The organism is Sorangium sp. So ce367, from assembly GCF_051520455.1.
Taxonomy (GTDB): domain Bacteria; phylum Myxococcota_A; class Polyangia; order Polyangiales; family Polyangiaceae; genus Sorangium; species Sorangium cellulosum_B.
Window position 1 is genome coordinate 3,522,318 of the sequence record NZ_CP150334.1, and the last position, 14,352, is coordinate 3,536,669.

Here is a 14,352-nt window from a genome sequence, read left to right on the forward strand (position 1 = left end):
GACGTCGTCGAGAGCTGAACAGGGGAATCGCTCTCGACCGGGCTTCGGCTTCGCCGTGCCCCGGCGGTGCCGATAGGAGAGGCGGACGAGGGGTCTAGAGGGGCGAGGGCTCCAGTCTCCTGGTGTCCTCGGCGGTTCAAATCCTCGCCATCCGCGCAGTGCTACAGCGGTTTCCGCCCACCTCTGCACCATGCAGATACATGGAGAGCAGAGCGGCGGTCTCCCGCACAGGAGACGGGCCCAGATCGGCGTTTTCGGCGCGCAAGCGCACTCCGGTGCGCTGAGCACCGAAAACGTCGAGGTGGGCCCGTATCCGAAGCGGGTGACCGCCGCTCTACAGGAGCGGGCGGGGCCCGGCGGCTGCCGTCCTCGCGCGGAGCGCGCGCAGCGCCGCGTTCCTCTCGGCGGTGAGGCGGCCGGCTGGGAACCTCATCCGGTGCTCGATCAGGCGGCGCTTCGCCTCCGCATAACGACCGCGCGACAGCGCCGTGATCGCGCCGTCGATGAGGGTGCGCTCCGCGGCGATCTCCTGATCGTTCGACGCCCCAGACGGTCCCGCGGAGGGCAAGGTCGCTCCGCCCGACGGACGGGGCGCGGCCTTCTGCGCGGGCAGCGCCGCGCTTGTCGCTCGCGAGTTCCCGGCGCCCGCGATCCGGCCGCCCTGCGGATCGCCCGCCGCTGCAGCTGCGGCGGGCGGCGGCAGCTGCGCGGCCGGGGACGGCGGCAGCGCGGCCGGGGACGGTGGCAGCGCGGGCGGGGGCGGCGGCGGCAGCGCGGGCGGGGGCGGCGGCGTCGGGATGACCGCCATGGCGAGCCCGGTCGCCGCGCGCGTGCCGGCGGCGGCCGGCGTCGAGGCGGCGCGCAGCGCGCCGAGGGTGAGCGCGATGACGGCGGCGGCGCTCGCCAGCGGGACTGCGATGCTCGCTGCGATATGGAGCGAGCCTGTCCGCGTCGGCGCGCCGCCCTCGATCGGGAGCTTCCATGGCCACGGAGAGAACACCCCGCGGACGCTGCGGTACAGCCTCGTGAGCAACGTCGGCGCGCCCTCGCCTCCCGTGCGCGCCTCCTGGACGAGCGCGCCGGCGCTGAAGGGGATGAGCGCGATGCCGCGGCCGCGCTGCCGCGCCTGCCAGCGACGCATCGCCGCCTCGATGTCGACCCAGGCGAGCCGGTGCCGGCTCCACGCGGTGCTCAGGGGGATCGACAGCTGCTGGGCGATCTCGGCCATGTCGATCTCCTCGAGCTCATGGGCGACGAACACGCAGCGGCGCTCCATGGGCATCTCCTGGAGCAGCTTGTCGAGCACGCAGCGCCGGTCCCTCGCGATGGCGTGCTGCTCGGAGTCGGGGGTGACGTCGGGCAGCGCCGCGAGATCGTCGAACGGCCGGAGGCGCTCGTGGCGGCGGTGGGCCCGTCGGAAATGGTTCGACGCCTGGTGGGTCGCGATGCCCATGAGCCACGACCGCACGGTGCCCCGGCTGGGATCGAACCGCGGCAGCGCACGGTAGGCGCCGGCGAGGACCTCCTGGGTGACGTCCTCGATGTCCTGCGCGCGAACCCCGAGCCGGGCGAGGTAGCGGGCGATGAACGAGAAGTGCTCGTCGGCGATCTCCGCCATGCGGGCGTGGGAAGGCTCTGCGGATGTGTTTTTGCGTGACTGTGACCCCATCTCTGTTCCCCCCTCGAGCGTGGCGACGGCGTCGTCGTCGCGAAGCTTGTCAATGCGCTGCCTCGGCACCCCGAGGGAGGGCAGCGCGACGCGCGGGCGCCTCGCTCCGCGGATCGAGGTTGACGTCCAGGCGGAGGCCCACGAGCCCGCCGTAGGCGGGCGGGGTCCAGAGCACACGTTCCTGGCTCTCGACGCGGAACTCCGAGAGGCGGAGCAGGATGTCGCCATAGAACTGGATGGCGAGCCGATCGGAGATCGGCATCTCGATGCCTGCGCGCGGCCCTGTGGCGAGCCAGAGCGACGAGGTGTCGATGATCCTGGCGTCGGTGCTGGAGGTCGTCACGACCCCGACCGACGCGACGGCACACGCGAAGAGGTGACGGCGCTGCGAACACGGCATCACGTTCGCCGCCGCGAGCCAGGTCGAGATGCTCGTCGCCTCGTCGAGCTGAATCGTGACCGGCAATTGAACATGGCCTTCCACGCCGAGGGTGAAGGATGGATAGCGGAGCGCGACATGGAGCGCCGTCCCGGCGGTCGTCCCCTGCAGGGTTCCGAGCACCGCGGACCCCGCAAGGCCGACCCTGACGTCGGGCCACGCCCGCCGCGCGGGCGCGGCGGCAGCGGCGTCGGCCGGGGGCGGGGCGGGGGAGGGCGGCGGTGGGGGCGCGGCGGGCGGCACGTGGAGGCTCGGATCGAGCGCGACCCGGAGCGAGAGCGCCATGTTCATGACAAGCTCTTTGCAGTCGTCGTGATAGACGACCAGGTGCCGTGACCATGCGATGGATCCATCCGCGTCGTAGAGATCCATGGTGGCGTGTATCTCCCTCCCTGGACCGCGGAAGACAAGGGCTTTGGCCTGCGCGGCCGCCTCGGGCTCCACCGGGTCATAGCCGAGCTGCCTGGCCATCTCCTCGCGCAGGAGCGCCTCGCCCGGGCAGCGCTCGGCCCCTGGCGCGCGCCGGTACTCGAGCTGCACTGCGGCGCGGGGCGGCGCGGCGCCGGCGCGCCAGGGCGACAGCAGGGCCGCGGCCGCAGCGACGAGCCACCACGGCGCTCGGACGCTGGTTCCGCCCGCCCGAAGTCCGGCCAGGGATCGCCGACGCGCGGAGCCGGGTCGGTCCTGCGTCGCCGCGTCAGCCCCGGTGTCTCTTGCTGATGCTGCTGACATGGTGCTCATCGCGGCGTGGTGACCGCTTGTTCAGGCCAGGTGTCATCGGCCGCATTCCCGTCCAGGGGGCGGCCAGGGTGACTCGCTCAGAAGGCATCCACGGGGAGCACGAGCCCCACGCCGACCACGCCGGAGAGCGGAGGGACCCGCCATACCTCTCTGTTGTTCACCCAGAGGGACGGACGGCTGTGGTTCGTGTGCAGCTCGGCGAACCCGCGCAGGAACAGCTGCTCGGAGAAGCGCCAGTCGCCCGCGACCCGCAGGCCGACCGAGCTGACCCACGGCTGGCGCGCTTGAATGCTGACGCCGGGGTCGCTCGTGATCCGCAGCTCGCCGGCGTCGAAGACGGCGCACACCGACAGGACCCCGCGATGACCGCAGATGTCGAGCGTCGGCATCGCCAGGCTCGCATGGACCAGGACGCCGTCCGCGAAGGTGTCTGCCAGGGAGGTGAACATCCGCGCCTCGACGCCGATCGACAGGCTGGGCCAGCGGAACGCCGTGGCGAAAGAGGCCCCTCCGCCGAGCGCGGGCAGGAGGCCCACGGCGAGCAGCGGTGACGCGGAGATCTCGCCGCGGAACATGTGGTCGTCCTCCTGAGTCTCCCGTCCCGATTCAGACCGAGGCGTATCCGCGTGCACCGGGGTCGTCGCCATCAAAACAACGAGCACGGCGGCACAACCGGCGCGTCGCATCGGCGTCCCGGCTAGGGCGGGATCGGTGCGGTACGGAGCGGAGTGGACACCTCGACCCGATGCACGCCGCTGTCTCCCGTCCGGCCGCAACACCCCGCCATGTGGCCCCCCTCTTCAACGTCTCCGGCGCCCGTAGGACAGTGCACCTCTGCCGCGTGACGGAGGCCGGCTCGACGTCGCCGCTCCCACGTCGTGATCCTGTAGATACTGACTTTGGAGCGCACGTAAAGGCTTTTGTGTGCGCTCTCGAGCGCGCGGGTCGCATTGCGTTTTGGCTCGTCGATTTCTCCCTATCGAGAGATTTTTCCGTCATGCCCACGGATCCATCTACCTGGCGCCTTTGCCTGACATCGTAGATTCTGGTCAAGCCCGACCGTGGTTCAGGAGAAGCCCGAATCGTGTGGCTCGGGCGGCGCTGCGCCACCCTTCGCGGCGCGTGACCGTCACCCGTTCTCGCCTGGACGTGTTTGGCAGCAAAACGTGCTCGGGCCGGTGAGGACGATCTCGCCTCGCAGCTCTCCGCCGCTCGGCTCGCAGCTTCCGGGCTGATTGACCTGCCAGATAGCCTGCATGCTCTTGGGCGTTTTCCCCGGCACGGCGGCGACGCAGCCCGGGGCATGGCTCGAAGCGGTGCCGGCGGTGATCAGCTCGCCGCACGCGCCGTCCCGGAAGGAAAGGAGCGCCAGGGAACACTCGCTGCCTGTCGGAGGGCCGCACTCACATGGCGTGCAGTGGCGTTCGTCCCTCATGCCGTCGTAAAGGACGACGTCCTCCGGGTAATCTTCCGGGCAGGTCACCTCGCCCTCGCCGAGGTACATGATGCACTGAGCGAAGCCGTGTTCCTGATCGGGCGACACGCACGTCTTCGACGGAGAGGCGCACGTGCGTTCCTGGGGGATGCCTCCGCACGCCACGCCCGAGCGATACCACCGCAAGGTGAACTGTGGCACCGGGGGGGGCTCGATGCTGGCTTCGCAAGGCGTCACTCGGGTCGCGCCGAGGACGATCGATTGATGATCGTTCGCAAGGACGTCGCCGGGCACCACGCAGGTGCCGTTCAGCATGTCCCGGGGCTCATGCACCGAGACCGCCGGGCCACCGCACTTCAGCGAGGCGGCCGTCCTGAGATCGTCGGGCAAGGCGCAGGCTGGCTCGCCGCACCGACATGGGCTGCACGCGAAGGGGACGTCAGCGGTCTCGTACCCCCTGTACACCGTGGTCGGGGCGCTGCCGGGGCAGTTCGGCTCGTCCACCGTCCTGCCGACCCAGAGCAGCGCCGGGCCATAGAAGCCCTCGGGAGCCGGCTCGACACACTGGTCGCCGCTGCAGGTGCCGCAACGCGAGATGCACGCGTCGCGGTCGGGCTGGTTTCTACACACTTTCGCGCACGTCCGGCATTCCGCTATGCAATCCCAGCGGTCGGGCCCGAAGGGCTCGCTTTTACATTGATCCACGCACGTCCGGCATTCCGCTAGACACGCGTCCTGGTTGGGCACGTTCTCACACTCGGTGTCGCATGTTTCGATGGTCTCTCTGGTGTAGAACGAGCAGCCTGGGAGGCACACGGCGAACAGCAGCGCAAGCGCGAGAACGGTAGTCTTCATAGACCTCCTGTCGGGAAGAGCTCGCAGCCCGCTTTACTACAGAGGCGACCGTTCCAAGCGAAGATGGGCCGGAGTACACAAGGAATGACCTCTCTGGACGCATTGCGATCAGCGCCAACGAATTCCAAGAGAACGCCAACAGCGGCGATTTTTGTCAGCGCAGCCCGGGCTTGAGCGGAGCGACGCACCTCGTGAAATGAAGACACGCCGGGCCACGTAAGCGCTCTGTGTCGGAGTGCACCCTCGACCCAACTCCTGGGTGACCGAGCGCGCTCCTGCGCAACCCTGCGCGACCGAGCGCAGGCCGCGACGCTCAGGGCGAGCCAAGGCGACCGACCGGGCGCACCGCGTCGGAGGGGGTCGGTTCGGCTCGGATGCGCCCGCGCCCGATCGCAGGAAAGCGAGCCGCGTGTCCCCAGGCGGCGTACTGGGACCGGGCTCAGACGCTTGAACATGCGTCGAAAGCGTCGCAGGCGCAGAAAGCGCTCGCGGGGCGTGCGCTTGCTGCGTTAGGCTCCGATCCTGATGAGCGGGGATCCACCCGATAGCGAGCGCGGGCTGCATCAGGCCGGGCTCCGTCCTCAGGAAGAGATGGGCTCGCGGGGGGCGGCGAGCGGCGCGCCGGTCCCCTCGGCGACCGTCTCGCTCTCCTCCGGGCGGCGCTACGAGATGGAGGTGACGCCCTCGGGTGATCGGCTCGTCGTTCGCGGAAGGACGGGTGAGATCATCCTGCAGATGGAGATCACCGACGCCGGTCCGGTGCTGTCGTTCGCGGCGCCCGACGGCGAGCGCGCCGGCTCACGGCGAGGCGGCCGGGGGAGCGCCTCCTCTGCGCCGCCGCGGCGCGCGGCCTCGTCGCCGCAGTCGGTGATCGTCCCCATGTCGAGCGGAAAACGCCCCCCTTCGGAGGGCGAGGCCGACGAGACCGTCGAGGTGCCGCGGGCCCTGCCGCTGCCCTCGATCAAGCTCCCGTCGGACGCCGAGCCGCTGGAGCTCGATGGCGGCAACGCGCGGTCGGGGGTCACCCTCCGGCGATCTCCCGGCGAGCTCGACGCGAGCGGCGCCGTGCCGGCCGCGTCCGGGGTGGCGACGCCGAGCGTTGCGGCCCCTGCGCCCGCCCCGCGGAGCGACCTTCCGGGCGCGCGGAGCGCGCTGCCCTCGCTCAGCCTTCAGCAGTACGCGGTCCTCTGCGCCGAGTCGTCGATCGGAGCGGCCTCGTCGTTCGACCAGGCGCTCCTGCGCCACGGCATCGCCGACCGCGACCTGTGGAAAGCCGTCGATCGCAGCTGGCAGGATCGGCTCGAGCGCGAGCCGATCCTCACGTTGCGCTGGATGGAGCTCACGACGCGCTATCGCGAGCACCTGACGCGTCGGTGAAGCTCGCCGCGTGATGCCGCGCGGATACCTGCTACAGCAGCGCCCCGCTCATGCCGGGCAAGCTCCCGGAATCTGGAGGACGAGGCAGCGGAAGAAGCGGAAGAAGACGCCTGAACCTCTTTCCGTCATCCTCGTCTTTCTGTGAACATCCCAAGAAGTGGCGCTGGTCCCGGGAGAGCGCGCGAGCTACCGCGGCCAGCCGTCGGTGTCTGGAGTCTCAGTGCAGGGTCTTCTCGAAGCCATCAGGAAAGCCTGTCTTCCGGGCCTCTGGTCCCAGGGCGTCAAGCTCGCCCGTGAGGGCGCTGCCTTCGGACGGGAGGATCGCGGCGATGCCATCGTGGTCCGCATCAAGGCGGCCGGGCAGCCCGTTGCGCCAACCGTCACCCTCTACCCAGCGGACGCCGAGTGGACGTGCGACTGCGGTGGAAAAATCGACCCCTGCGCGCACGCTGTCGCGGCGACGCTGTCGCTCTCGCAACCGGTCGCGCAAGGCCAGCCGGCTGCGCAGGGCCAGCCAGCGGCGCAGGGCCAGCCGGCCGCGCAGGGCCAGCCAGCGGCGCAGGGCCAGCCGGCCGCGCAGGGCGGCGCGACCGGCGCGGCTGCGCCGCCGGCGCGGCTGCGGTACCGGCTCCGGCGCAAGGGGCTCGTGCTCGCGCTCGAGCGGATGATCGTGCACGCGAGCGGCGCCGAGGAGCCGCTCCGGGTCTCGCTCGCCAGCCTCGCTGGCCGCGCCGTGCGGGCTCCAGCGAGCCCGGAGCGGCCGGGGCCGAGGCTGCCCGAGCTCTACCCGACGCACGAGGACCTGGCGATCGACCGCCTCGTGGGCACGAAGCAGCACGGCTACTTCCCCTCGGATCGCCAGCCCGAGCTCTTCGCGGCGCTGGCGGGCGTCGCGGACGTGGAGCTCGACGGCGCGCCCGTGCGCGTCTCCAGCGAGGCGATCGGCCCTCGCGCGGCGGTGCGCGATCACGACGATGGCGCGGCGCTCGTCGTGGAGCGGGACCCGCGCGTCGACGAGGTGATCGCGTCGGGCGTCGTGCGGTGCGGCGGCACGCTGCACCTGCTCCGGGAGATGGACCTCACGGGGCCGAAGCTCGAGCGGCTGCCGCTCCGGCGGGTGTTCCCGCGGGGGGACCTCGGCAAGCTGGTGACCGACGTCCTCCCGGAGCTGACCAAGCGCGTCCCGGTCACGATCCAGAGCCAGCGCCTGCCCCGCGCGGGCGGCGCGTCCCGGCCGCGGATCCTCCTGGAGCTCAGCCAGAAGGAGCACACGCTCTCCGTCGTCCCCAGCCTCGTCTACGGCGACCCGCCGGAGGCGCGCATCGAGAACGGCCGGCTCGTGCACCTGTCCGGCGCCGTGCCCGTCCGCGACGAGCCCGCGGAGCGCATGTTGCTGGTCCGGCTGCGCGACGAGCTCCACCTCATCCCGGGCCGCCGGGTCGACTTCGACGGCGTCGAGGCGATCCGCTTCGCCTCGCGCCTCGAGTCGTGGGACACCCGCGCCTTCGCCGACGCGCGCGGCGAGATCTTCGGCAAGGCCGCGCTCGTGCCGCGCTTCGTCATCCAGGACCGGGCCTTCGACGTCGAGTTCGAGCTCTCGGCGGGGCGCGACGACGGCGCGGGTGACGAGGGCGACGGCGCCGGCGCGCCCCCGAAGCGCGCGGACGCGACGGCCGTGATCCGCGCGTGGCAGGACGGCCTGCCGCTCGTGCCGCTCCTCGGCGGCGGGTGGGCGCCGCTGCCCTCGGAGTGGCTCGACAGGTACGGCGCGCGCGTCGCCGATCTGCTCGCGGCGCGGCGCGAAGACAAGGAGGTGCCGCCCGCGGCGCTCCCGGCGCTGGCCGCGCTGTGCGACGAGATCGAGTACCCGCGCCCGTCGGGCTTCGACAAGCTCATGCCGCTGCTCGACGGCTTCGCGTCGCTCCCGGAGGCGCCGCTGCCCTCCGACCTGACCGCGACGCTGCGCCCCTACCAGCGGCGCGGCGTCGACTGGCTGTCGTTCCTGCGCGACGCCGGCCTCGGCGCGGTGCTCGCCGACGACATGGGGCTCGGCAAGACGCTGCAGACGCTCTGCTCGCTGCGCGGGCGGACGCTCGTCGTGTGCCCGCGCAGCGTCGTCCACAACTGGGCCGACGAGATACGGCGCTTCCGCCCGGGCCTCCGGTTCGCGATCTACCACGGCACGCGGCGCGCCCTCGATCCTGCGGCCGACGTCACGCTGACGACGTACGCCGTGCTCCGCAACGACGCCGAGCTGCTCGCGACGCAGGCCTGGGAGGCCGTGGTGCTCGACGAGGCGCAGGCGATCAAGAACCCCGACAGCCAGGCGGCGCGGGCGGCGTTCGCGCTCCGCGCCGAGCTGCGCGTGGCGCTGAGCGGCACGCCGGTCGAGAACCGGCTCGAGGAGCTCTGGAGCCTGCTCCACTTCACGAACCGCGGCCTTCTCGGCGGGCGGAGCGCCTTCCAGGAGCGCTACGGCCGGCCGATCGCCGAGGGCGTGCAGGGCGCCGCGGCCGAGCTGCGGCAGAAGATCCGCCCCTTCGTGCTGCGGCGGCTGAAGGGCGAGGTGGCGCCGGAGCTGCCGCCGCGATCGGAGATGGTGCTCTACTGCGAGCTCGAGGAGGCGGAGCGCGAGCTCTACGATGCGGTGCGCGCGGCCACCCGCAAGGACGTCGTGGAGAAGCTCGCGGAGGGGGCGAGCGTCATGGCGGCGCTGGAGGCGCTGCTCCGCCTGCGCCAGGCGGCCTGCCATCCGGCGCTGATCCCGGGATCGAGCGCCGGCGGCGCGGCGCCGGCGGCGCGGACCACGCCCTCCTCCAAGGTGACGCGGCTGATCGAGGCGCTCGAGGAGTGCGTCGCGGACGGCCACAAGGCGCTCGTGTTCTCGCAGTGGACCTCGCTGCTCGACCTCGTCGAGCCGCACCTCAACGGGGCGGGGATCCCGTGGAGCCGCCTCGACGGCGGGACGCGCGACCGCGCCGGGGTGGTCAACGAGTTCCAGTCGCCGGGCGGCCCGCCGGTGATGCTGATCTCGCTCAAGGCGGGTGGCACCGGCCTGAACCTGACCGCGGCGGATCACGTCTTCCTGCTCGATCCCTGGTGGAACCCGGCGGTCGAAGATCAGGCGGCGGATCGGGCCCACCGTATCGGACAGCACCGGCCGGTGATGGTCCACCGGCTCGTCGCGAAGGACACGGTGGAGGAGGGGATCCTCGCGCTGCAGGAGCGGAAGCGCGCGATCGCGGGCGCCGCGCTGGGCGAGGCGGACAGGGCGGCCTCGCTGACGCGGGAGGATCTGCTCGCGCTGCTGGGGTAGCGCACGTCGATCGCGGCCTTCCGCGCGGCGCTCCCCGCCGTGTCGTCGCTCGCGGGGCGGGCGCATCGCCGCGGCCTCTGGCGGTCCACGCGTTGCGCGTGTTGAGCCGCCATGGGATGAGCGGGTGTGATGCGAACGTTCATCCTCCCCCTCGCCGCGCTGCTGGCGCCGCTCGCTGCGTGCACCGTCAACGGTCCGCGCGAGCCGGCGCCCGAGCCGTCATCACCCGCGGGGCCGTTGTCCACCGCGGCGCCGGGCACGCCCGCGCCGCAGGCTTCGGCCACGGTCACCGCGACGACCCAGGCGCCGGCCACGACAGCGCGGACCGCGACCACCGGCCCCGGCGAGGAAGCTCTGTTCGGCACGTGGAGCTCCGCCGCGTGCGGTCCGCGCAAGTACGAGCGCCGGCTCTCCCTCGCGAAAGACGGCAGCTTCGTCGCCGAGGATCGCGTCTCTCCCTGCCCGCCGAATGTGGCGTGCGTCTGGTCGGGCATCGTCCATCGCAAGGGGGCGTTCCAGCGCGCCGACAGGACGATCCTGCTCTCGGTCTCCGAAGGGTCGCAGGGGCCGGGCGCTCACCCGTTCCCGACCGCGCTCACCATCGATCCTTCGACGGGCGCCCTCGCCGAGACCGGAGAAGGCGGCGCTCCCTGCCCCTACGCGCCCGCCGGCAAGTAGCGTCCTCTGTGCGCGAGCGCACCGCGCTCAGCACCCGCACGCCTTCTGGACCGCTCCGAGGAGGGCCTCGTAGCGGATCGGCTTCCTGAGCAACGGTGTTCCGGGCGGCGGGGACGTGATCGACGCGGCCGACAGGACGACGACCGGGATGCCCGCGAACCGCGCGTCGCGCCGCATCCGGTCGATCAACTCCACACCGTCCATGACGGGCATCAACAGATCGATGAGCATCATATTCGGCCGCTCGCCGCGCTCGAGCAGCGCGAGCGCCTCCGCTCCGTTTCCAGCCGTCATGACGATGTAAGCACCGTCTTCCTCCAGCGCGTCGCGGAGCGAGATCTGAATATCCTCGTTGTCCTCCACCAACAGGATGTGCTTCATCGTGTCAGCTTAAGGAGATTTGGTCTCGGTGTCATCGAGGTTCCCACGTTGTCGAGGCAACTCCACAGTAAAGGTCGAGCCGACGTCTGGTTCACTCGCGACGGACACCGTCCCACCCATGGCCCCGACGACCTCCCGCACGATCCACAGCCCGAGGCCGAGCCCCCCGTAGTGCCGCTCCGAGACCGCGCGCTCGAACTGGTTGAAGATGATGGCCTGGTGCTCGGGCGCGATGCCGATGCCCTGGTCCGCGATCGTGAGCCACGCGCGGACATCGCTTGACCACACGGTGATCGTGATCGGACGTCCACGGCCGTACTTGAGCGCGTTGGTGAGGAGGTTGTTCACCACCTGGTCGAGGCGCCTGCGATCCCAGCCGCCCGTGGCGTCGGCGGCGAGCTGGAGCGACATCGAGTTCCTGGCGAGGTCGTATTTGTGCTGCTCGACCACCTCGCACACGACCTCCGCGAGGTCGACCTCCTGTATCTGAAGCTCGATCCGTCCAGCGGCGATGCGCGAGACGTCGAGCAGGTCGGAGACCAGCCGTTCCAGGCGATCGATCTGCCGCTCCACGACCGATAGCTTGATGACCAGGCGCTCGGGCGTGAGGCGGTCTGCGCGCGCGGCGCGCGCCGCGCGCAGCACGCTCTCCACCTCGGCGCGCAGCGGCGTGATCGGTGTCTTGAGCTCATGGGCCGCGACGGCGAGGAAGATCTCTCGCGCCCTCACGGCCTCTCGCGCCTGCTGGAGCATCACCTCGCGCTCCTCGGCCGCGATCTTCTGCTCCTGGATGTCGGTGCAGGTGCCGAACCACTTCACGATCCGCCTGGTCGTGTCGTGCAGGGGCAACCCGCGCACGAGGAACCAGCGGTAGATCCCGTCGCTGCGCCGAATTCGGTACTCGATCTCGTAAGCGTCTCCGCTGGCGAAGCTCTCCTTCCAGCGCGCCACGACCCGATCCGCGTCCTCGGGGTGGATGGCGGCCGTCCAGGCCGCGCCGCTGGGCCGACGCTCGCCGACGTACTCCGCGAAGCGCCGGTTGACGTAGTCGAACTCCCCGTCCGGCGTCGCGGTCCATACGAGCTGGGGAATGGCCTCCGCGAGCGCCTCGCGCGTGCTCTCATAGAGCGCCGAGAGCTGGCGGTTCAGCTCCTCCCTGCGGAGCTCGTCCTCGCGTGTGACACGCGCCGCGCCCGCCAGCGCGACCACCTTGGGGAGCAGCGGAACGAGCAGGATCGCGGTGCCGACGGAGGCGATCGCCGTGATGGCCCGGAGGGCCCCATCCAGCCAGTACAGCGGCTGCCAGATGACCCACACATCCATGAAGTGCGTGAACCCACAGGCAACGATGAAGGTGCCGAACGCGAGGTACACCCACTGGAAGGGGATGTCCCGGATGCGCCGGACGAGGTGGGCGAGGGTCAGGGAGATCGAGAGATAGGCGAAGCCGATCGCGAGGTTGGTGATGACCTGCAGCCAGACCATGCCCGGCTGCCAGAAGTAGCAATGGCCATGGGGCATGAATTCCGTCGCGAACAGACTGTGTGCCGACTCGAGCATAAGATCCTCTGCTTGAGTTTCCGAGGGCTCAGGGGGATGTGCGGGCATAGTGTACAATCGTCAGCCGGCGAACAGGATGCGGCTCGCGCGACTCGTCCGCGGGGCTCTGGGCGCGGCGCGGCGCGGCACGATGGGGCACAATGGGGCGCGATGCGGCGCGGTTAGAAGCGTGCCGGCAGGACCCGAAGCGCCCCTGCGGTTCGCGCGCGGTCTCCCGCGTGCTATGCACGCACGCTTCGATGAGTCCCGACCGCGAAGCCGCCGGCGCAGGCCGGCCGTTCACTGCCGCCGATCTCGACGCTTGCCTCAAGGTGCTGGAGGCCTTGGCCCTCGATCGCGCGCAGCTCGCCGCCATCAGCTCCGAGGACCGCCGCCGGCTCCTCCTGGCCGCCGGCCGCGTCTCGCGCCCCGAGCGCGCCGAGCAGCGAGAGCTCGCCAGGGCGTTCCGCAAGCGCGACCGGCACGCGCAGAAGTCCGCCGACGCCGCCCTGCTCGATGCGGTCGGCATCCGCGTCGCCCGTCGAGAGCCGGTGTTCCGCACGCCGGACGCGCTCGCCCCGGCCGCGCCCCCGCTGTCGTGGGCCGACCCCGCCGAGGAGCCCGCGCCGCCGCCCGAGGCCACCGAGGAGCCTGGGCCGCCGGCCGAGCCGGGCGCGCCGGAGCTCGCACGGCCGCGCAAGTGTTACGTCTGCAAGGCCGAGTTCCGCAAAGTCCACTTCTTCTACGACGCGATGTGCGCCGCGTGCGGCGACTTCAACTACCGCAAACGCAGCCAGACCGCGCCGCTCGACGGCCGCGTCGCGCTCGTCACGGGCGCGCGCGTGAAGATCGGTTATCAGGCGGCGATCATGCTCCTCCGCGCCGGCGCGCGGGTCATCGTCACGACCCGCTTCCCGCACGACGCCGCGCGCCGCTTCTCGGCCGAGCGCGACTTCGACGCCTGGGGATCACGGGTCGCCATCTACGGCCTCGATCTCCGACACACGCCGAGCGTCGAGCTCTTCACGCGCCACCTCCTCCACACGCTCGACCGGCTCGATTTCATCATCAACAACGCGTGTCAGACCGTGCGGCGACCGCCGGGCTTCTACGGCCACCTCATCGAGGGCGAGACCGCGCCCGTCCACTCTCTCCCGCAGGGCGCTCAGGCTCCGCTCCGCGAGTACGACGCGCTCCGCGCGTGCGGCACGCTCCCCCTCGTCGCCGGCGCCGACCCCACCGCGGGCCTGCGCGAGCCCGCCTTGCTCTCCCAGATCCCGGCTCCGGGCGATGAGCGCCTCGACGAGCTGCTCTTCCCCCAGGGGCGCTACGACGCCGATCTCCAGCAGGTCGATCTCCGGACGCTGAACAGCTGGCGGCTCACCCTCGCCGAGGTCCCGACCGTCGAGATGCTCGAGGTGCAGCTCGTCAACGCGGTCGCCCCCTTCGTCCTGAACTCCCGGCTGAAGCCGCTCATGACGCGACGGCCCACGTTCGACAGGCACATCGTCAACGTCTCGGCGATGGAGGGGCAGTTCTACCGTCGTTACAAGACGGACAGGCACCCTCACACCAACATGGCGAAAGCCGCGCTCAACATGATGACGCGCACGTCCGCGCCCGATTATGTGAAGGACGGCATCTTCATGAACAGCGTCGATACCGGGTGGGTCACCGACGAGGACCCCGCGGCGCTCGCCGCGCGAAAGCTCGAGGAGCACGGCTTTCATCCGCCGCTCGATATCGTCGACGGCGCCGCCCGCATCTGCGATCCTATCTTCTCCGGGCTGCTCAGCGGCCAACACGCGTACGGCCAGTTCTTCAAAGACTACATGCCGACCGACTGGTAGGCGCCGCCTGCGCCAGGGCGCGCTCCTACGCTCAACAACCGCCCGCGAGAGGCACCCGCCGACGAGCTGGTC

11 protein-coding genes are annotated in these 14,352 nt (G+C 71.2%); 5 read left to right on the top strand and 6 right to left on the bottom strand.

Annotated elements, in window-relative coordinates; all coding sequences use genetic code 11:
- Positions 1-334: 334 nt before the first annotated feature.
- From WME97_RS13620 to WME97_RS13635, 4 genes are all read right to left on the bottom strand, one after another.
- Entirely contained in the window at positions 335-1,618 is a 1,284-nt protein-coding gene (locus WME97_RS13620) for an RNA polymerase sigma factor (RefSeq protein ID WP_437552328.1), read from the bottom strand.
- Between the two features lie 100 nt (positions 1,619-1,718).
- On the bottom strand, positions 1,719-2,648 hold the full coding sequence (locus tag WME97_RS13625) for a hypothetical protein (RefSeq protein ID WP_437552329.1): 930 nt from the start codon (positions 2,646-2,648) through the stop codon (positions 1,719-1,721).
- 278 nt (positions 2,649-2,926) lie between these two features.
- The gene (locus WME97_RS13630) at positions 2,927-3,424 is read right to left on the bottom strand and encodes a hypothetical protein (RefSeq protein WP_437552330.1); all 498 of its coding nucleotides are present in this window, start codon (positions 3,422-3,424) and stop codon (positions 2,927-2,929) included.
- A gap of 554 nt (positions 3,425-3,978) precedes the next feature.
- Entirely contained in the window at positions 3,979-4,599 is a 621-nt protein-coding gene (locus tag WME97_RS13635) for a hypothetical protein (protein ID WP_437552331.1), read from the bottom strand.
- On the opposite strand from WME97_RS13635, the gene WME97_RS13640 reads away from it, so the two are divergent.
- From WME97_RS13640 to WME97_RS13655, 4 genes are all read left to right on the top strand, one after another.
- Positions 4,598-4,822 (top strand): hypothetical protein, encoded by a 225-nt coding sequence (locus WME97_RS13640; protein WP_437552332.1) that lies wholly within the window; start codon positions 4,598-4,600, stop codon positions 4,820-4,822. The genes WME97_RS13635 and WME97_RS13640 overlap by 2 nt on opposite strands.
- Positions 4,823-5,664: 842 nt before the next feature.
- The gene (locus WME97_RS13645) at positions 5,665-6,516 is read left to right on the top strand and encodes a hypothetical protein (protein ID WP_437552333.1); all 852 of its coding nucleotides are present in this window, start codon (positions 5,665-5,667) and stop codon (positions 6,514-6,516) included.
- Positions 6,517-6,736: 220 nt separating this feature from the next.
- Positions 6,737-9,832: a DEAD/DEAH box helicase gene (locus tag WME97_RS13650; RefSeq protein WP_437552334.1), complete on the top strand. Its 3,096-nt coding sequence runs from the start codon at positions 6,737-6,739 to the stop codon at positions 9,830-9,832.
- Positions 9,833-9,961: 129 nt separating this feature from the next.
- A complete protein-coding gene (locus tag WME97_RS13655) occupies positions 9,962-10,510 on the top strand; it encodes a hypothetical protein (protein ID WP_437552335.1) in 549 nt (182 codons plus the stop codon).
- A gap of 27 nt (positions 10,511-10,537) precedes the next feature.
- Here WME97_RS13655 and WME97_RS13660 read toward each other — a convergent pair whose 3' ends face one another.
- Both WME97_RS13660 and WME97_RS13665 read right to left on the bottom strand, forming a co-directional pair.
- Positions 10,538-10,891 carry a response regulator gene (locus WME97_RS13660; protein ID WP_437552336.1) on the bottom strand — a complete coding sequence of 118 codons (354 nt, stop codon included), beginning with the start codon at positions 10,889-10,891 and terminating at the stop codon, positions 10,538-10,540.
- A 9-nt stretch (positions 10,892-10,900) separates the two neighbouring features.
- Positions 10,901-12,451 (bottom strand): ATP-binding protein, encoded by a 1,551-nt coding sequence (locus tag WME97_RS13665; RefSeq protein ID WP_437552337.1) that lies wholly within the window; start codon positions 12,449-12,451, stop codon positions 10,901-10,903.
- 239 nt (positions 12,452-12,690) lie between these two features.
- Here WME97_RS13665 and WME97_RS13670 point away from each other — a divergent pair, with 239 nt between their 5' ends.
- On the top strand, positions 12,691-14,280 hold the full coding sequence (locus WME97_RS13670; protein WP_437552338.1) for an SDR family NAD(P)-dependent oxidoreductase: 1,590 nt from the start codon (positions 12,691-12,693) through the stop codon (positions 14,278-14,280).
- Positions 14,281-14,352 lie beyond the last annotated feature (72 nt).

Bases quoted from the DNA above. Each gene is read 5' to 3' on its own strand.
- WME97_RS13620 (WP_437552328.1), bottom strand. From the start codon at position 1,618: ATGGCGGAGATCGCCGACGAGCACTTCTCGTTCATCGCCCGCTACCTC.
- WME97_RS13630 (WP_437552330.1), bottom strand. From the start codon at position 3,424: ATGTTCCGCGGCGAGATCTCCGCGTCACCGCTGCTCGCCGTGGGCCTC.
- WME97_RS13640 (WP_437552332.1), top strand. From the start codon at position 4,598: ATGTCCCGGGGCTCATGCACCGAGACCGCCGGGCCACCGCACTTCAGC.
- WME97_RS13635 (WP_437552331.1), bottom strand. From the start codon at position 4,599: ATGCTGAACGGCACCTGCGTGGTGCCCGGCGACGTCCTTGCGAACGAT.
- WME97_RS13645 (WP_437552333.1), top strand. From the start codon at position 5,665: ATGAGCGGGGATCCACCCGATAGCGAGCGCGGGCTGCATCAGGCCGGG.
- WME97_RS13655 (WP_437552335.1), top strand. From the start codon at position 9,962: ATGCGAACGTTCATCCTCCCCCTCGCCGCGCTGCTGGCGCCGCTCGCT.
- WME97_RS13660 (WP_437552336.1), bottom strand. From the start codon at position 10,891: ATGAAGCACATCCTGTTGGTGGAGGACAACGAGGATATTCAGATCTCG.
- WME97_RS13665 (WP_437552337.1), bottom strand. From the start codon at position 12,451: ATGCTCGAGTCGGCACACAGTCTGTTCGCGACGGAATTCATGCCCCAT.
- WME97_RS13670 (WP_437552338.1), top strand. From the start codon at position 12,691: ATGAGTCCCGACCGCGAAGCCGCCGGCGCAGGCCGGCCGTTCACTGCC.